This is a genomic window from Kribbella sp. NPDC058693, assembly GCF_042715335.1.
Lineage (GTDB): Bacteria > Actinomycetota > Actinomycetes > Propionibacteriales > Kribbellaceae > Kribbella > Kribbella jiaozuonensis.
In genome coordinates, this window is record NZ_JBHXSQ010000002.1 from 1,207,073 (window position 1) to 1,223,973 (window position 16,901).

17 protein-coding genes are annotated in these 16,901 nt (G+C 67.7%); 9 read left to right on the top strand and 8 right to left on the bottom strand.

Annotated elements, in window-relative coordinates; genetic code table 11:
• Positions 1–105 precede the first annotated feature (105 nt).
• A complete protein-coding gene (locus tag ACFWUU_RS15375) occupies positions 106–1,020 on the top strand; it encodes an alpha/beta fold hydrolase (RefSeq protein ID WP_380176087.1) in 915 nt (304 codons plus the stop codon).
• On the opposite strand, the gene ACFWUU_RS15380 is transcribed toward ACFWUU_RS15375, so the two are convergent.
• Both ACFWUU_RS15380 and ACFWUU_RS15385 read right to left on the bottom strand, forming a co-directional pair.
• Positions 1,017–1,196 (bottom strand): hypothetical protein, encoded by a 180-nt coding sequence (locus tag ACFWUU_RS15380; protein ID WP_137255160.1) that lies wholly within the window; start codon positions 1,194–1,196, stop codon positions 1,017–1,019. The two genes, ACFWUU_RS15375 and ACFWUU_RS15380, sit on opposite strands and share 4 nt — an antisense overlap.
• 43 nt (positions 1,197–1,239) lie before the next feature.
• On the bottom strand, positions 1,240–2,907 hold the full coding sequence (locus ACFWUU_RS15385; protein WP_380176089.1) for a SulP family inorganic anion transporter: 1,668 nt from the start codon (positions 2,905–2,907) through the stop codon (positions 1,240–1,242).
• 100 nt (positions 2,908–3,007) lie between these two features.
• Between ACFWUU_RS15385 and ACFWUU_RS15390 the strand changes: the two genes are divergently transcribed.
• The 5 genes from ACFWUU_RS15390 to ACFWUU_RS15410 all read left to right on the top strand — a co-directional run bounded on the left by ACFWUU_RS15390 (position 3,008) and on the right by ACFWUU_RS15410 (position 9,042).
• Positions 3,008–3,340, top strand: coding sequence for a PadR family transcriptional regulator (locus tag ACFWUU_RS15390; RefSeq protein WP_380176091.1), 333 nt, complete (start codon positions 3,008–3,010; stop codon positions 3,338–3,340).
• Positions 3,337–4,083 (top strand): ABC transporter ATP-binding protein, encoded by a 747-nt coding sequence (locus ACFWUU_RS15395; RefSeq protein WP_380176093.1) that lies wholly within the window; start codon positions 3,337–3,339, stop codon positions 4,081–4,083. Before ACFWUU_RS15390 ends, ACFWUU_RS15395 begins: the two co-directional genes overlap by 4 nt.
• Positions 4,084–4,093: 10 nt before the next feature.
• Entirely contained in the window at positions 4,094–4,855 is a 762-nt protein-coding gene (locus ACFWUU_RS15400) for an ABC transporter permease (RefSeq protein WP_380176095.1), read from the top strand.
• An 11-nt stretch (positions 4,856–4,866) separates the two neighbouring features.
• Positions 4,867–7,128, top strand: a complete 2,262-nt coding sequence (locus ACFWUU_RS15405) for an MMPL family transporter (protein WP_380176097.1) — start codon at positions 4,867–4,869, stop codon at positions 7,126–7,128.
• 72 nt (positions 7,129–7,200) lie between these two features.
• Entirely contained in the window at positions 7,201–9,042 is a 1,842-nt protein-coding gene (locus ACFWUU_RS15410; RefSeq protein WP_380176099.1) for an APC family permease, read from the top strand.
• On the opposite strand, the gene ACFWUU_RS15415 is transcribed toward ACFWUU_RS15410, so the two are convergent.
• The 5 genes from ACFWUU_RS15415 to ACFWUU_RS15435 form a co-directional block, all read right to left on the bottom strand.
• Positions 8,991–9,842, bottom strand: a complete 852-nt coding sequence (locus ACFWUU_RS15415) for a metal ABC transporter permease (protein ID WP_380176101.1) — start codon at positions 9,840–9,842, stop codon at positions 8,991–8,993. The genes ACFWUU_RS15410 and ACFWUU_RS15415 overlap by 52 nt on opposite strands.
• 5 nt (positions 9,843–9,847) lie before the next feature.
• Positions 9,848–10,642: a metal ABC transporter ATP-binding protein gene (locus ACFWUU_RS15420; RefSeq protein ID WP_380176103.1), complete on the bottom strand. Its 795-nt coding sequence runs from the start codon at positions 10,640–10,642 to the stop codon at positions 9,848–9,850.
• Positions 10,642–11,559: a metal ABC transporter solute-binding protein, Zn/Mn family gene (locus tag ACFWUU_RS15425; protein ID WP_380176106.1), complete on the bottom strand. Its 918-nt coding sequence runs from the start codon at positions 11,557–11,559 to the stop codon at positions 10,642–10,644. The genes ACFWUU_RS15420 and ACFWUU_RS15425 overlap by 1 nt, the downstream gene beginning before the upstream one ends.
• Before the next feature lie 93 nt (positions 11,560–11,652).
• Positions 11,653–12,729 (bottom strand): sensor histidine kinase, encoded by a 1,077-nt coding sequence (locus ACFWUU_RS15430; protein ID WP_380176108.1) that lies wholly within the window; start codon positions 12,727–12,729, stop codon positions 11,653–11,655.
• A gap of 10 nt (positions 12,730–12,739) precedes the next feature.
• The gene (locus ACFWUU_RS15435) at positions 12,740–13,420 is read right to left on the bottom strand and encodes a response regulator transcription factor (RefSeq protein ID WP_380176110.1); all 681 of its coding nucleotides are present in this window, start codon (positions 13,418–13,420) and stop codon (positions 12,740–12,742) included.
• 88 nt (positions 13,421–13,508) lie between these two features.
• Between ACFWUU_RS15435 and ACFWUU_RS15440 the strand changes: the two genes are divergently transcribed.
• From ACFWUU_RS15440 to ACFWUU_RS15450, 3 genes are read left to right on the top strand one after another with little or no spacing between them, the layout of a single operon-like run.
• On the top strand, positions 13,509–13,976 hold the full coding sequence (locus ACFWUU_RS15440) for a M15 family metallopeptidase (RefSeq protein WP_380176112.1): 468 nt from the start codon (positions 13,509–13,511) through the stop codon (positions 13,974–13,976).
• Positions 13,973–15,049, top strand: a complete 1,077-nt coding sequence (locus ACFWUU_RS15445; protein ID WP_380176114.1) for a lipid II:glycine glycyltransferase FemX — start codon at positions 13,973–13,975, stop codon at positions 15,047–15,049. Before ACFWUU_RS15440 ends, ACFWUU_RS15445 begins: the two co-directional genes overlap by 4 nt.
• Positions 15,046–15,486 (top strand): GNAT family N-acetyltransferase, encoded by a 441-nt coding sequence (locus ACFWUU_RS15450; protein ID WP_380176116.1) that lies wholly within the window; start codon positions 15,046–15,048, stop codon positions 15,484–15,486. Before ACFWUU_RS15445 ends, ACFWUU_RS15450 begins: the two co-directional genes overlap by 4 nt.
• Here ACFWUU_RS15450 and murF read toward each other — a convergent pair.
• The gene (murF, locus tag ACFWUU_RS15455) at positions 15,475–16,821 is read right to left on the bottom strand and encodes a UDP-N-acetylmuramoyl-tripeptide--D-alanyl-D-alanine ligase (RefSeq protein WP_380176118.1); all 1,347 of its coding nucleotides are present in this window, start codon (positions 16,819–16,821) and stop codon (positions 15,475–15,477) included. The two genes, ACFWUU_RS15450 and murF, sit on opposite strands and share 12 nt — an antisense overlap.
• Positions 16,822–16,901 lie beyond the last annotated feature (80 nt).

Sequence of the window (16,901 nt, forward strand, 5' to 3'; positions counted from 1 at the left end):
CCTCTCGAAGACACACCAGTCAGATACCCACCCACCAGCCAGCCTCTGCCCGCAGCCAACGGCGGTCAAGGTCCGTCTGACCGGGTGATCGTGTAGACCGAACGCATGGTTCTTCCTGCCGAAGTCGTCGCGCCCGAGCGGATCGAGGTACGTCCGGGGCACCGGCTCGCCGTCCGGCGACGTGGTGAGGGCGGCGTGCCGCTGCTGCTGGTCCACGGGTTCCCGTGCACGAGCCGGATCTGGTCGCACAACCTGATCCCGCTGGCCGAAGCGGGGTTCGATGTCGTCGCGCCCGATCTGCGCGGGTACGGTGATTCCGATTTCGCGCCGGACGGCTTCTACGACTTCAACGCGTTCAACACCGACCTGACCGGGCTGTTCGACGTACTCGGCTGGGAGCGAGCGGTCGTCGCCGGGCACGACCTGGGCGCGATGATCTCCATCGACCTCGCCAACCGGCATCCCGAGCGGGTGGACCGGCTGGTGATCCTGGACGACTCGATGCCCGATCTGCCTGAGGCGTTCGCGGCTGCCGGCCTCCCGCCCGGTCGACCCAAGCCTGCCGTCTACGACTACCAGCGCCGCCAGGGGCAGCACGCGGACGAGCTGGTCGCCGAGCTCGATACGCCGGAACGACGGCGTCGCTACATCGGCGAGTTCTTCGGGCACCGCCTCTGGTGTCCGCCCGACGCCTTCGACGAGGACGACCTGGCGTTCCTGACCGAGCCGTACGGCGACGCCACCCGCCTGCGCGCGTCGTTCGCCGACTACGAGGTACTGATGGGCACCCGCCCGCTGTCGGCCCCGGAGCTGATCGACCGTCCCGTGCAGCAGCGCGCGCTGGTGCTGATCGGTGCGGACCAGGTCACCGTCGGCGAGCACGCCGAGGAACGCTGCGCGCTTGCCTTCCCGGCCGGCGTCGGCCCGTTCTGGGTGAAGGGCGCCGGTCATTTCATGCCGTGGGAACGCCCGGTCGTCGTCAACCGCGCCATCGAGGCGTTCTGCGGCGACCTGCTCTAGAGTTCGCCGCCGAGCGCGTTCGCCAGCCCGTCGCGGGTCAGCCCGAGTGACGCCAACAGCTCCGCATCCGCATCGTCATCAGGGTCGATCTGCTCCGGCAACCGGTCCGCGACGGATTCGGCAACGTCCGGACCGTACGCGCGACGAATGATCGCCAGGGCCTCAGCTTTCGTCATGACAGCCATCTCTGCCTCCCAGGTCGGGCGTCCACGGACCAGGCTAGCCGGGTTGTTCTGCACGGAAGGCTTCGACAGCGGTCGGGAGGGTGTAGAACACACGGCCAGGTCCTAAACGATCGAGGAACCCGGCGGACTCGAGGTCGTCCCGGAGCTCCTGCTTGACTCTCGCCAGCGCCAGCACGATGCCGCGTGACGCCAGCTCCTCGCGCAGCGCGTCCAACGCGTCGATCGCGGTGACGTCGATCTGGATGTTCGCCTCGGTGTTGAGCAGGAGCCAGCGCGCCGGCGTCGGTGCGTCGTCGACGGCGGCCAGCGCGCGACGGTGGAAGTCCTCGGCGTTCGCGAAGAACAGCGGCGAGTCGTACCGGTAGACAACGAGCCCTGGGACCGGCCGCGCGTCCGGGTAGTCGTCGATGTCGTGCATGCCGGCGATACCCGGTACGTATCCGAGGATGCCGTCGTGCGGCCGGGCGACGCGTCGCAGTACGTCGAGGACCGACAACGCAACGGCCAGGAGTACGCCGTACAGGACGTCGAGGGCGATCACGCCGACTGTTGTTGCCAAGGCCAACAAAAACTCACTGCGCCGGAAGGCGGCGATGCGGCGGAACTCGCCGAGTTCGATCAGCCGGATGGCGGCGTACACGACCAGTGCGCCGAGCGCCGGGATCGGGAAGGTGGCGAGGAGCGGGCCGGCGAACAGCAGCGTGGCGACGATCGCCACCGCGGCGACCAGCGAGTACACCTGGCTCTTCGCGCCGGACGCCGCCGCCAGGGCGGTCCGGCTGCCGCTGCTGCTGATCGGGAAGCCACGCACCAGACCCGCGGACAGGTTGGCCAGCCCGAGCACCAGCAGCTCCCGGCCCGGCTCGGTCTGCCCACCGCCGCGACCCGCGAAGGCACGGCCGGTCAGAACCGTGTCCGTGTACCCGACCAACGCCACCCCCACCGCAGGCAACGCGAGTAGACCGACATCGTGAAGGGACATCGACGGCAAGTGCGGTGTCGGCAGGCCGCTCGGCACAGCCCCGACGAGCTCCACTCCCCTGTCGCCCAGGTCCGCCGCCCAGGTCACGAACGCCGCGAGCGCCACCACGACCAGCGGCCCCGGAAGACGCGGCGTCCACCGAGCCAGCGCGAACAGCAGCACTAGCGCGACGACCGACAACAGCACCGGTGCGATCTTCCACTGACCGATCAGCCGGATCGCGGACAGCACCTCGGCCGGCGGTGAGTCGCCCTCGACCGGAGCACCCGTCAGCCGACCTAACTGCCCGGTCATCATGATCACCGCGATCCCGGTCAAATAGCCGATCAGCACCGGCTTCGACAGCAGGTCGGCCAGAAATCCCAGCCGCGCCGCCCACCCGACCACGCAGATCACACCGACCAGCAACGCCAGTACTGCGGCCAGCGTCGCGTAGCGGGCCGGATCACCGGCGGCCAACGGACCGATCGCGGTCGCGGTCAGCAGCGCGGTCGTCGACTCCGGCCCGAGCGACATCAACCGCGACGTACCGAGCAGGAAGTACAGCACGAGCGGGCCGAGCGCGACCCACAGCCCGACGACGGCGGGCAGGCCGGCGAGTTCGGCGTACGCCATCACCTGCGGGACGAAGTACGCCGCGACCGTCAGGCCCGCGACGAGGTCCGGCCGCAGCCAGCTCCGCTGGTACTGCCGCAGCGTCTCAACTCCGGGAATCGGCACCCTGCCCCCTTTCGATCCCCACAGTGTCGCTTGGCAGGCCGGTAGTCAGTGTTACTATCTACTGGTACTCAGTGACACTGAATAGCTAGGGAGGTGTCTCGTGACCAAACACCTGACCGAGCTGCTCAAGGGCACGCTCGAGGGGATCGTGCTCGCGATCCTGTCCGGGCGGTCCGCGTACGGCTACGAGATCACCGCGTGGCTGCGGGAGCAGGGCTTCACCGATATCGCCGAAGGCACCGTCTACGCGCTGCTGGTCCGGATCGAGAAGCGGGGCCTGGTCGACGTGCAGAAGGTCCCGTCCGAGAAGGGACCGCCGCGCAAGGTGTACTCGCTCAACGCTCGAGGCCGGGAGGACCTGGCCGAATTCTGGGGGACCTGGAGCTTCCTCGCAGAACGCCTCGAACAGCTCCGCGAAGGGGACAAGGGATGACAGTCATACAGGTGCAGGGTCTGCAGAAGTCGTACAAGGACCTGCAGGTACTGCGGGGCGTGGACTTCGAGGTCGAGCGGGGCAGCATCTTCGCCCTGCTCGGCTCGAACGGTGCGGGCAAGACCACCGTCATACGCATCCTGTCGACGCTGCTGAAGGCCGACGCCGGGACGGCGAGCGTGCAGGGTTTCGACGTCTTCAAGGACTCCGCGAAGGTCCGCGAATCGATCAGCCTGACCGGCCAGTTCGCGGCCGTCGACGAGATCCTCACCGGCCGCGAGAACCTGGTCCTGATCGCCAAGTTGCGGCACATCGACGACCCGGGCAAGGTCGCGGACGACCTGCTCGCCCGGTTCTCGTTGACGGACGCGGGCGGCCGCCGGGTGGCGACGTACTCCGGAGGGATGCGGCGCCGGCTCGACATCGCGATGAGCCTGATCGGGAGTCCGCCGGTCGTCTTCCTCGACGAGCCGACGACCGGCCTCGACCCGCAGGCGCGGATCGAGGTCTGGAACAGCGTCAAGGAACTCGCCGAGCACGGAACGACGGTGCTGCTCACCACGCAGTACCTGGACGAGGCCGAGAAGCTCGCCGACCGGATCGCGATCCTGCACGAAGGCCGGATCATCGTCAACGGCACGCTCGAGGAGCTCCGGCGGCTGCTCCCGCCCGCCAAGGTCGAGTACGTCGAGAAGCAGCCCACGCTCGAGGACGTCTTCCTGACGCTCGTCACGGACAAGTAGGGGATCGATCATGGCCACACATCTTCTCGGCGACACCGCCACCCTCACCGGGCGCTCGCTGCGCCACATCCTCCGCAGCCCGGACACGATCATCACGACCGCGATCATGCCGATCGCGATGATGCTGCTGTTCGTCTACGTGTTCGGCGGCGCGATCGACACCGGCTCGGTCAAGTACGTGAACTATCTGCTGCCCGGCATCCTGCTGATCACGATCGCGTCCGGCGTCGCGTACACGTCGTTCCGGCTGTTCATGGATCTGAAGAGCGGGATCTTCGAGCGCTTCCAGTCCCTGCCGATCGCGCGCTCCGGCGTGCTGTGGGGCCACGTGCTGACGTCGCTCGTCGCCAACCTGATCTCATTGGTGATCGTCGTCGGTGTCGCATTCATCATGGGCTTCCGCACCGGCGCGGGTCTCGGCGCCTGGCTCGCGGTCGCCGGGATGCTGATCCTGTTCACGCTCGCGGTCACCTGGCTCGCCGTGATCGCCGGCCTGAGCGCGAAGTCCGTGGACGGCGCGAGCGCGTTCTCGTACCCGCTGATCTTCCTGCCGTTCCTCAGCTCGGCGTTCGTGCCGACCGAGACCATGCCGACGGTGGTCCGCGTCTTCGCGGAGAACCAGCCGGTGACGTCGATCGTCAACACGATCCGCGACCTGTTCGCCCAGCAGCCGATCGGCAACGACATCTGGGTCGCGCTCGCCTGGTGCGTCGGCCTCCTCGTCCTCGCGTACGCCGGTGCGAACGCGCTGTACCGCCGCAAGATCAGCTAGCTGACGCGCTGGTGACGGTGCTGGTGACGGTGCTGGTGACGGTGCTGGTGACGGTGCTGGTGACGGTGCCGTGTCAGCCCGGTGTCAGCCCGGTCGGCGACTGTCTAGGCAACGAAAACTTTCTGAAAGGACCTGTCATGTTCGCACGACTGGGGTCGCTGGTCGTACGGCGGCCGTGGTGGACGATCGGCGCCTGGGTGCTGATCATCGCCGCGGTGGCCGCGACGGCCCCGAAACTGACCGCGACCACGGACCAATCCGCATTCCTGCCGTCGCACTACGAGTCGATCCAGGCAGCACAACTGCAGGAGAAGGCCTTCCCCAACGCCACCGCGCCCGCGGCCATCGTGGTGTTCGAACGCACCGACGGCGCTCCGATCAGCGCCGCCGACGCCGCGACGGTCGGGACGATCGCCGGGCAGCTCGACCAGGCCAAGCTCAAGGACGTCACCGGGATCCAGGCGGTCCCGCCGACGGGCAACCGGCTGATCCAGATCGCCCCGGTGGAGCTGACCAAGATCACCAACCCGAGCGACACCAGACAGAACGACGCCGTGAAGGCACTCCGTACGGCGCTGCAGGACAAGCTGCACGGTACGTCGCTGAAGGCCGGCGTCACCGGTTCGGCCGCGCAGGCGCTCGACGCGCAGGAGTCCTCGAGCAAGGGCCTGGCGATCATCGGAATCGCCACGGTCGGTCTGATTCTGTTGCTCCTGCTGCTGATCTTCCGCAGTCCGGTGATCGCGCTGCTGCCGATCGTGGTGATCGGCGCGGTGTCGACGGTGGTCAACGGTCTGATCGCGATCGTCAGCAAGGCGTTCGATCTGAAGATCGACAGCTCGATCACGTCGATCCTGCTGGTGGTGCTCTTCGGCGTCGGCACTGACTACATCCTGTTCCTGATGTTCCGGTACCGGGAGCGGCTGCGGGCCGGCGAGGACGCCAAGACCGCGATGGTCAGCGCCGTCACCAGGGTCGGCGAGGCGATCGCCTCCGCGGCCGGAGCCGTGATCATCGCCTTCATGGCGCTGACGTTGTCGACGCTGGGCATGTTCCGCGCGATGGGGCCCGCGCTCGCGATCTCGGTCGCGGTGGCGCTGCTGGCCGGACTGACGCTCGTACCGGCGATCGTTTCGCTGCTCGGGACCAAGGTGTTCTGGCCGTCGAAGGCGTGGAAGGTCGAGCCGAAGGGCGCGAAGTTCGCGGCCCTGGGTCGAGGACTCGGACGGCGTCCGGCGGTCTTCGCGGTCGCTGCCGGCGGACTGTTGATCGTGCTGAGCGCATTCGCGATCAGCTTCAACCCGACGTTCGATCTGACCTCGGGCTCGACGTCCGACACCTCCGAGTCGACGGTCTACAGCAAGGAACTGCTCAAGAGCCTGCCTGCGGGTGTCACCCAGCCGTCCGACGTCCTGCTGCAGTCCTCGAACCCGCTGAGCAAGGACCAGCTCGACACCTACCGCACCGCGTTGACCAAGGTCGACGGTGTCGGCGATGTCTCGCAGCCCGCGCTGTCTCCGGACAGTACGGTCGCCGACTTCAAGGTCACGCTGAAGTCCGCGCCCGAATCCGACCAGGCCATCGCGACGGTCCGAGGCCCGCTGCGCGACGCAGCGCACTCCGCCGCACCGGCCGGGACGACCGCGGTGGTCGGTGGTCTGACCTCGGTGTTCGTCGACTTCCAGGACGCGATGAACCACGACTACCGGATCGTGTTCCCGGTCGCGGCGATCCTGATCATGATCGTGCTCGCCCTGCTGCTGCGTAGCTTGGTCGCGCCGTGGTACCTGATGGCCTCGGTGTTCCTGGGCTTCGGGGCCACGCTCGGTGCATCGGTGCTGGTGTTCCAGCATCTGCAGCACAACTCGGGGCTGATCTTCACGCTGCCGGTGATCATGTACCTGTTCGTGGTTGCTCTCGGCACCGACTACAACATCCTGATGGTGGCCCGATTGCGCGAAGAGGCACGGGAGGGGCACGACCCGAAGCGGGCCGCGGCGCTGGCCCTGCACCACACCGGCCCGACCATTGCCGCTGCCGGTCTGATCCTGGCCGGCACATTCGCTTCGATGATGCTGGCGGGTAACGCCGTCCTCTCGCAGATGGGGTTCGCGATCTCGGCGGGAATCGCGATCGCGGCGTTCGTGATGGCGATGTTCTTCACCCCGGCGCTCACGGCCCTCATCGGCCACCGCGCCTGGTGGCCGGGCCACGCCGACGCGCAGCGCGAGCCGGAGCAGCCCGAGCGGGAGGAGCAGCTCACCTCTGTGTGATCCGTATGAGAGTTGCGTTTGGCTTCTGTGAGAAAAGCTGACTGACTGGTTGCTGCACCGGAAGGTAGTGCGGTGACCACATCTTCGGACGATAGGCATCGGCTCGGCGTCGTGGGAGGTCTGGCGGCATTGTCGCTGGACGCGATGGCCTCCGTTGCCTATGGTCCGGAGGCGATCGTGCTGGTGCTCGCCCTGGGCGGGTCGGCGGCGCTGGGGCTGACGCTCCCGATCACGATCGCGATCGCCGTACTGCTGCTCGTACTGGTGTTGTCGTACCGGCAGGTGATCGCCGCCTTCCCGGACGGCGGCGGTTCGTACGGCGTTGCCAAGGCGCACCTCGGCCGGCGAGCGAGTCTCGTCGCCGCGGCGTCATTGGTGATCGACTACATCCTGAATGTGGCCGTCTCGGTCGCGGCCGGCGTCGCAGCGCTGACGTCGGCCGTGCCCGGGTTGTACGGGTATCGCGTCGAGCTCGCACTCGCCGTACTGTTCCTCGTCACCGCGGTGAATCTGCGTGGTGTCGCGACGAGTGCGCGGCTGTTCATCGTCCCGACCGCGATCTTCGTACTGTCGATTCTGACCGTGATCCTGGCCGGTCTGTTCCGCGAAGGACCGGTGGCCGTTGCCACCGGGAACGCGGAGCAGGCCGGTCAGGTTCACGCGATCGGCATCCTGCTGATCCTGAAGGCGTTCGCCAACGGCTGCGCTGCCCTGACCGGGGTCGAGGCGATCGCGAACGCCGTACCGTCGTTCCGGAAACCTGGCGTCGTACGGGCGCAGCGCGCGGAGCTGGCCCTCGGCGGGCTGCTCGGCGTGATGCTGATCGGCCTCGCGATCCTGATCGAGAAGTTCGACATCCGGCCGGTCGACGGCGTGACCGTGCTGTCACAACTCACCGACGGCGCTCTCGGCCACGGATTCGGGTACTACGTCGTGCAGTTCGCAACTGTGGTGCTGCTGGCGCTGGCCGCGAACACGTCCTTCGGCGGGCTGCCCGTCCTCAGCCAACTGCTTGCCAAGGACAACTACCTGCCGCACGTGTTCCAACTGCGCGGGCAACGCCAAGTCTACCGGTACGGCATCCTGTTCCTCGCCGGGGTGTCAGCGGTCCTGCTGATCGCGGCCCGCGGTGACATGAACACGCTCGTACCGCTCTTCGCGATCGGCGTCTTCGTCGGCTTCACGCTGTCCCAGGCCGGCATGGTGCGGCACTGGTGGCACCGCCGTCCGCCGCACTGGCAAGGCAAGCTCGCGCTGAACGGGTTCGGCGCGCTCCTGACCGGCGTTGCGGCGATCGTGGTGACCGCGTCGAAGTTCACCGACGGCGCGTGGCTGATCGCGATCGCGCTGCCCGTGCTGGTCCTCGTGATGGAGTCGGTGAACCGCAACTACCAGCGGATCGGTCAGCGGCTCGGGCTCGGCCAGGTCCCCGATCGGTTGACGTCCCGGCGATCGCGCGTCGTCGTACCCGTGCATGGCGTGAGCAGGCTGACCGCCGAGGCTTTGTCGGTCGCGCGTGGACTCGGTCATGACGTCGTCGCCGTGCACGCGGTGAACACCGCTGATGCCGAGGACACCAAGGCGTTCGTCCGGCTCCTCGACGACTGGCAGCGTTGGCAGCCCGGTGTTCCGCTGATCGCGCTGTACGACCAACGCCGTACGCTCACCGCTCCGGTCGTGCAGTATGTGAACCGCTGCGAGCTCGACACCGTCTTCGTGCTGATCCCCGAGGTCGAGCCCGATCACCTGTGGCAGCGGCTCCTGCAGAATCAGCGGGGCGCGATCCTCGCGCACGCGCTCCGTCGACGTACCAACGCTGTCGTCTGCCGGATGCGGTTCCGGATCGTTCAGCCGTCGAACCCCTACGTGCCCACCGCCACTCGCCGGCCGGAGCTGATCCGGCAGACCAGGTAGATGAAGAACGAGATCGTGGTCACGTAGGGACTGATCGGCAGGCTGCCGCCCAGGGCGAGGAGGATGCCGCCGACGAGGGAGACGGTCGCGAAGGCCACGCTCAGCACCGGGACGAGCCACGGGGAGGCAGCGACTCGGAGTGCGGCGGCTGCGGGCGTGACCACGATGCTCAGCACGAGCAGCGCGCCCACGATCTGGACCGAGATGGCGACGGCCAGGCCGAGCAGCAGCATGAACACCAACGACAGGACCCGAACCGGCACGCCCCGCGCGGCGGCCTGCTCCGGGTCCGAGCTGGCGAACATCAACGGCCGCCAGACGATCAGGAGCCCGAGCAGTACTACGACGCCGGTGACGATCAGCCACGACAACTGCGGGGTGTCCACAGCCACGATCTGGCCGGTCAGCAAACCGAACTTGTTCGCCGCACGACCCTTGTACAAGGCAAGGAACAGCACGCCGAGCCCGAGCCCGAACGGCATCAGCACCCCGATGATCGAATTGCGATCACGAGCCCGGCTCCCGAGTACGCCGATCAGCATCGCGGCGATGATCGAACCGGTCAGCGAGCCGGCGACCACGTTCACGCCCAGCAGCAACGCACCCGACGCGCCTGCGAACGAGAGCTCGCTGATGCCGTGGACGGCGAACGGCAGGTCGCGCATCATCACGAACACGCCGATCAGACCGCCGACAATACCGAGCGCCACGCCGGCGAGGATCGAGTTGTGGACCAGGGCCAGCAGCTCGCCGTAATTGGTGAAGTTGAAGACGTCGTGCCATACGGTTGCCGTGTGCATCGACCTCACCCGGCCCGCAGCACCGAGGTGTGATGCGTATCCTCGGGCACCCCCGCGACCAGGACCCGTCCACCGGAGCGGACCACCTCGACCGGCGACCGGTACAGGTCGCTCAGGGTTGTCGACGTCATCACCTCGTCGACCGTCCCGGTCCGGAAGCGTCCGTTGGCCAGGTAGAGCACGCGGTCCACATACGGCAGCACGGGGTTGATGTCATGGGTGACGAAGACGATCGCGGTGTCATGCGTACGGCGTCGCCGATCGACCAGACCGGAGATCGTGCGCTGGCTGTTGAGATCCAGCGACAGCAACGGCTCGTCGCAGAGCAGGAGCTTCGGGTCGGACACCAGTGCCTGCGCGATCCGGACCCGTTGCTGCTCTCCCCCGGACAGCTGCCCGATCGGACGATCCGCGAAGGCGCCCGCGCCGACCGACTCGAGCATCTCGTCGATCCGCCTCCGTCGCTTCGGGTCGGGGCGGCCGATCCCCCAGCGGTGGCCGTCCAGGCCTTGACCGACCACATCCCGGGCCCGGAGCGGCGTGAGCGTATCGATGCGCCGATGCTGCGGCACGTACCCGATCTCCGTGCTCCCGCGATGCGGTGGCGCGCCGGCGACCTGGACAGTCCCCGACATCAGCGGGTGCAGCCCGAGGACGGCCTTCAGCAGGCTGGTCTTCCCCGATCCGTTGGCACCGAGGATCGCCAGGAACTCCCCTGCCTCCAGGCTCATCGTCAGGCCGCCCCACAACCGCCGCCGTCCGTATCCGAACGACGCCTTGTCGAATTGCAGGACGTTCATCAGGCCAGGGCCGAGCGGATCGCGTCCAGGTTGGCGGTCATCCAGCCCAGATAGTCCTTGCCGGCTGGCAGCGTCTCAGTCACGGGTACGACAGCGACGCCGTTCGCCTTGGCCGCCGCGAGCACCTTCTCGGTCTCCGGGCCCGACGTCTGCTCGTTGTACGCCAGCAACTTGACCTGCTTGGCGCTGAACAGCGTCAGCGTCTGCTGCAGCACCGCCGCGGGAACGTCCGTCCCCTCCTCGATCGCCTCGCTGAACTCGCCCGGCGTCTTGTTGACCAGCCCGCAGGCCGTCAGCAGATACACCGGCACCGGTTCGGTGATGGCCGCACCGGCGCCGTTGTGGGCCGCCCTGATCGATGCCTCGGTCGCCTCCAGCGCCTTCACCTTGCCGGTGAAGGCGGCAGCGTTCGCGGCGTACGTCGAACTGTTGGCGGAATCGACCTCGGACAGCGTCGTCGCCAGCTGGGCGGCGAGCTTCTCGACGGTCGGGAAGTCGTACCAGACGTGCTCGTTGAGCTCGCCGCCGGCGGGCGCCGGATGACCGGAGATGTCGACCACGTTCAGCACCTTCGCCGACGTGTTGCCCGCCGATTTCAGCATCGTGTCCATGAAATCGTCGTAGCCGCCGCCGTTCTCGATCACGACCTTTGCCTTCGACAACGACAGCTGGGTCTGCGTGTTCGCCTCGTACGAATGCGGGTCCTGGTCAGGGTCGGAGATGATCGACGTCACCTCGGCCTTGTCCCCCGCGATCTGCTTCACGATGTCGCCGTACACATTGGTCGACGCCACGACCTGGATCCCTGTCGTCGACGTCGACGTGGCAGTCTCGTCGGCCGCCGACGAACTGCACGCGGCCAGCAGCGCCACCGCCGCGGCACCGGCCAGGAACCCGATAGAACTACGCAGCCTCACAGCGCACCCGTCTCTCATCACCAAGTGATAATGAAAACCATTCCGGATACAAGGTAACACTGTCCCCCGGCGGAGCGGCAAGTCAGGAGTGGATCAGCTGGACGCAGGACGGCGTACGGCGGGCAGCTGGACCGTGACGCGGAGGCCGCCGGACGGGCGGGCGGCGAGGATGAGAATTCCGTCGTGGGCCTGCGTGATGCTGTTGACGATCGCGAGGCCGAGCCCAACGCCGGCGTGATCGGTGCGGACGCGTCCGCCGCCGCGCTGGAACGGCTCGGTCAGCGTAGAAACCACGGGTGCGGGGAGGGTCTCACCGGTGTTCTCGACCGTGAGCACCACGGTCTTGGGGTGGACGGTGGTGGTGATCCACACGGCGCCGTCGGCGGGGAGGTTGTGGACGATCGCGTTGTGCACGAGGTTCGTGGTCAGCTGCAGCAGGAGGGTGCGCGAGCCGACGGTCGGGGCCACATCACCGGAGATTTCGACCGTCAGACCGCGTTTTTCCGCGAGGGGAAGAAGAGTCTCGACCGCCTCTTCCGCGACGAGCGACAGGTCGACGTCGCCGCGGGTGAAGGTCCGCTGGTTGGCGCGGCTGAGCGTGAGCAGGGCCTCGGTGAGGTCGATGGCCCGGCTGTTGACGAAGTCGAGGCGGTCGACGAGCTCGGCGGGGTCGCGGTTCGGATCCTTGCGGGCCACGTCGAGCAGGGTCTGCGTGATCGCGAGCGGCGTACGCAGTTCGTGAGAGGCGTTGGCGGCGAACCGCTGTTGCTCGGCGTCGTGTGCTTCCAGCCGCTCGAGCATCGTGTCGAACGCGTCGGCGAGCTCGCGGAACTCGTCCTGGCGGCCTTCGAGCTGGATCCGGTGCGACAGCGATCCGCTCGTCGCCAGGCGGGCGGCGTTCGTGATGCGGGTCAGCGGCGCGAGCATGCTGCCGGCCAGGATCCAGCCGCCGACGAGGCTGGTGATCAGCAACAGCGCCAGCATGAGGGTGGCCTTCGGGGCGAAGGCGTCCAGCAGGGCGGCGCGGTCCGGCCCGCTCATCGGCGCGCGAGGAGCGAGTCGGGTGGGGACATAGCGCAGCAGAAACACCCAGACGACCGCGAGTAGCCCGCCTCCCGCGAGCATGATGACCGCCGCATAGCTGAGGGTGAGTTTCAGGCGAACGCTCATCCCCGGCTCCCTACCCACGGTCGCCTTCCTCCGGGGCGTCGATGCGGTAGCCGACACCCGCCACGGTGGCGATGATCCAGGGTTCGCCGAGGCGTTTGCGCAACGCGGAGACAGTGATGCGTACCGCGTTGGTGAACGGGTCAGCGTTCTCGTCCCAGGCCCGCTCCAGGAGTTCCTCGGCGCTGACCACACCACCTTCCGCGCCGACCAGAACTTCGAGTACGGCGAACTGCTTGCGGGTCAGCGCCACGTACCGGCCGTCGCGGTACACCTCGCGGCGGAACGGGTCCACCCGCAGACCCGCGATCTCTCGCACCGGCGGCCGGTTGTGGCCGCGGCGACGGTCCAGCGCGCGCAGCCGCAGTACCAGCTCCTGGAGCGCGAAGGGTTTGGTGAGATAGTCGTCGGCGCCGAGCTCGAACCCGGACGCCTTGTCGTCGAGCCGGTCGGCCGCGGTCAGCATGAGGATCGGCATACCGCTGCCGGAGGCAACGATCCGCTTGGCGATCTCGTCACCCGACGGGCCGGGAATGTCGCGGTCCAGGACCGCGATGTCGTAGGCGTTGATGCCGAGCAGTTCGAGCGCGGTGTCGCCGTCGCCGGCGATATCGGCCGCGATCGCCTCCAGGCGCAGGCCGTCGCGGATCGCGCTCGCCATCTCCGGCTCGTCCTCGACCAGCAACACACGCATACTCCCGATGCTACGAGGTCCTCCGTATCGTCCGTATATCGAATTCCCCATACGTACCGACAACACCCGGCTGCCTTGACTGTTCGGCATGACTCGAGCAGCAATTGGTGCGCCCAGCAAGGATGACGGCGCCGTCCCGGCCGGGGTGACGGTGTTCGACGACGACTACCCGGCCGTCGCCAACCTCGATCCGGCACTGCTCACGGCCCTGCGCAAGGCGGCTTCCGATGCATTGGAGGACGGGGTCACGTTCTACGTGAACAGCGGCTGGCGTTCTCCGGCGTACCAGAGTGAGCTGCTGCGGGACGCGGTCGTGAAGTACGGCTCGGAGGAGGAGGCGGCTCGGTGGGTCGCTACGCCTGAGACGTCGCAGCACGTGCGCGGTGCGGCGGTCGACATCGGGCACTCCGACGCGAAGGCATGGCTGGCCGAGCACGGCGCGGCGTACGGGCTGTGCCAGATCTATCGCAACGAGCCGTGGCACTACGAACTCCGGCCGGACGGGTGCGGGCCGATGTACGCCGATCCGACGCACGATCCGAGGATGCAGCGGTGACGCTGACCGTCTCTCCGATAAGCGTTGTGGAACATCTGGCGTTTGTGGAGGCACAGTGGTCGGTCAGCTTCTTGCAGATCCCGGAGTGGGGCGCCGTGAAGACGGAGTGGCGCAGCGAGTCGCTCGGTTGGTACGACGGGCGGCGGCTCGTCGGGGCGGGGCTCGTGCTGCATCGGCCGGTGCCGCGGCTGGAGCGGTACACGCTGGCGTACCTGCCGCAGGGGCCGGTGATCGACTGGACCGGGTCGCTCGAGGAGTGGATCGATCCGCTGGCGGAGTACCTGAAGGCGCAGGGTGCGTTCGCGATCCGGCTCGGGCCGCCGGTGCGTACGGACGTGTGGAGCGGCGCTGAGGTCAAGGCGGGGATTGCGGATTCGGGGGTTGAGCGGCTCGTCGGGCGGGGTGGGGATCGGGTGACGCGGTGGCTCGAGGGGGCCGGGTGGCTGCCGCAGAGTCCGGCGGACGGGTTCGGCCACGGGCAACCGCAGTACATCTATGAGGTTCCACTGGCCGGGCTGACCGAGGATGACGTACTGCGTGGGATGAATCAGCAGTGGCGGCGGAACATCAAGAAGGCCCTGAAGGAGGGTGTCGAGGTCTCGGTCGGGTCGGATGTGAAGGCGTTCCATGACCTCTACGTGCACACCGCTGAGCGCGATCGGTTCACCCCGCGGCCGCTGCAGTACTTCGAGAACCTCTTCGCGGCGATGAGCTCAGCGCGGTTGTATCTCGCGCACCACCAGGGCACGCTCGTCGCCGCGACGATCCTGGTCAGAGTGGGTGCTCATGCGTGGTACCTGTACGGCGCCTCGTCCACGTCGAAGCGAGAGGTCCGCGGGTCGAACGCGTGCCAGTGGGCGATGATCCGGGATTCGCTGGCGGCCGGGTGCGACGTGTACGACCTGCGCGGCATCACGCCGACGCTTGATGTGGAGGACCCGCACGTCGGCTTGATCCAGTTCAAGGTCGGCACCGGTGGGCAGGCGGTCCGGTACGTCGGCGAGTGGGACCTGCCGCTGCGGCCGATGGTGTATCGCGCCTTCGACCTGTACATGAAGCGGCGGCGCCGATGAACATCCGACCTGCCACCCGCGCCGATGCATGTGCCGTCAACGAGCTATTGAGTCAGCTGGGCTACCCGCAAGCTGACGAGGCAACGACCGCCGCCCGGATCCAGACCTGGGCCGACGATCCCACGCTGGCGGCGTACGTCGCGGAGTCGGACGGCGAGGTACTAGGCGTCGTCGCCGTCCACGTCGCCCCGTTCTTCGAACGCGACGGCTCGTGGGCGCGCATCGTCGCTCTCGTCGTCTCCGATCGCGCCCGTCGGCGCGGGATCGCCAGCCGGCTCATGTCGGCCGCAGAATCCTTCGCCACCGCGCACGGCTGCGTGCGCATCGACCTGAACAGCGCGAATCACCGGCAGGACGCGCACGCCTTCTATCAACAGCAGGGCTACGCCGACCAGACCAGTACCTCCACCCGCTTCCTCCGCTCCCTACTCGGGTGACAATGCGGCTGCGATCTCGTCGAGGTGGGATTCGCGGGAGGCTTTGACCAGGACCACATCGCCAGGGGCCAGTGTGCGGCGGAGCCAGTCGATTGCAGTGGTGTTGTCAGGCAAGGCCTCCGCCTGAGCGCCTGCACCGTGGGCGATTGCGCGTGCGCCTTCGCCGACCGCGACGACCACGTCCGCGCGGGTGGCGGCGTACTCGCCAACGGCGTGGTGTTCGGACTCGCTTTCCTCGCCTAGTTCGAGCATCTCGCCTAATACAGCGATGCGGCGGCCGTCGATTATCGCGAGCGCGTCGAGGGCGGCACGGGTTGAGTCGGGGTTGGCATTGAAGGAGTCGTTCAGGAGGGTGATGCCACCGGGGAGCTCGGACAACTCCATGCGCCACTTCGAGATCGACGCGGTGGTCAGCGCAGCCGCCGTCAGCTCGAGGGGTACTCCGATCGCCAAGGCCGCCGCAGCAGCGGCTGCCGCGTTGAATGCCTGGTGTGCACCCACGAGCGGCAGTACGACGGAAGCCGTGAAGTCGACCGTCCGTAGCGTGAACGACGGGCGGCCGAGGCGATCGAGCGTCAGGTCGAGCACCCGCACGTCAGCATGCTCCGCCCGACCAAAGGTCAGCACTCGACCGTCCGTGAGCGCACGCATCGCGACAACCCGCGGATCGTCGGCGTTGAGTACGGCGGTACCACCCGCAGCCAACCCCTGCACCAGCTCACCCTTGGCCGTCGCGATCGCCCCGCGCGATCCGAACTCACCAAGATGCGCCTGACCCACATTGAGCACCACCGAAACGTCCGGCGGGATGAGCCCGGCGAGATGAGCGATGTCACCCATCCGCCGAGCGCCCATCTCGATGACGAGGAACCGAGTACTCGCATCGGCACGCAGAATCGTCAGCGGTACCCCGAGCTCGTTGTTGAGCGACCCAATCGTCGCGACCGTAGGCCCAACCTTGGACAGCGCACCAGTCAGCAGGTCCTTTGTGCTGGTCTTGCCCTGAGAGCCGGTCAGGCCGACGACGGTCAGGCCGCCGCGCAGGTGCGCGCCGACGTGGGCGGCAAGGAGCTGCAGAGCCACCTGCGCGTCCTCCACGACGACCGTCGGAAGTGCCGTAGGCCGTGAGCCGAGCGCCGCCACCGCACCGGCCCGCCCAGCCTGGCCGGCGTAGTTGTGACCGTCGGCATGCTCGCCCGCGAAGGCCACGAACAGGCCCCCGGGCTCAGCCTCCCGACCATCGAGTACGGCGGGCGCCGTCACCTTCACCGCGCCGTCGCCGGCCACCGTTCCGCCGACGACCACAGCGATCTCATCGAGACTGAGCGCAATCATTCCCCCAGTAAAGGAAGCGCAGTGTTTCGTCCGCGTATCGAAAATCTCATACGCGGCGGCAACACCGCTCTTCCTTCACT

Excerpts from the sequence above, each read along its gene's own strand:
- ACFWUU_RS15375 (WP_380176087.1), top strand. The coding sequence starts at position 106 with ATGGTTCTTCCTGCCGAAGTCGTCGCGCCCGAGCGGATCGAGGTACGT.
- ACFWUU_RS15380 (WP_137255160.1), bottom strand. The coding sequence starts at position 1,196 with ATGACGAAAGCTGAGGCCCTGGCGATCATTCGTCGCGCGTACGGTCCG.
- ACFWUU_RS15395 (WP_380176093.1), top strand. The coding sequence starts at position 3,337 with ATGACAGTCATACAGGTGCAGGGTCTGCAGAAGTCGTACAAGGACCTG.
- ACFWUU_RS15400 (WP_380176095.1), top strand. The coding sequence starts at position 4,094 with ATGGCCACACATCTTCTCGGCGACACCGCCACCCTCACCGGGCGCTCG.
- ACFWUU_RS15415 (WP_380176101.1), bottom strand. The coding sequence starts at position 9,842 with ATGCACACGGCAACCGTATGGCACGACGTCTTCAACTTCACCAATTAC.
- ACFWUU_RS15420 (WP_380176103.1), bottom strand. The coding sequence starts at position 10,642 with ATGAACGTCCTGCAATTCGACAAGGCGTCGTTCGGATACGGACGGCGG.
- ACFWUU_RS15430 (WP_380176108.1), bottom strand. The coding sequence starts at position 12,729 with ATGAGCGTTCGCCTGAAACTCACCCTCAGCTATGCGGCGGTCATCATG.
- ACFWUU_RS15435 (WP_380176110.1), bottom strand. The coding sequence starts at position 13,420 with ATGCGTGTGTTGCTGGTCGAGGACGAGCCGGAGATGGCGAGCGCGATC.
- ACFWUU_RS15440 (WP_380176112.1), top strand. The coding sequence starts at position 13,509 with ATGACTCGAGCAGCAATTGGTGCGCCCAGCAAGGATGACGGCGCCGTC.
- ACFWUU_RS15450 (WP_380176116.1), top strand. The coding sequence starts at position 15,046 with ATGAACATCCGACCTGCCACCCGCGCCGATGCATGTGCCGTCAACGAG.
- murF (WP_380176118.1), bottom strand. The coding sequence starts at position 16,821 with ATGATTGCGCTCAGTCTCGATGAGATCGCTGTGGTCGTCGGCGGAACG.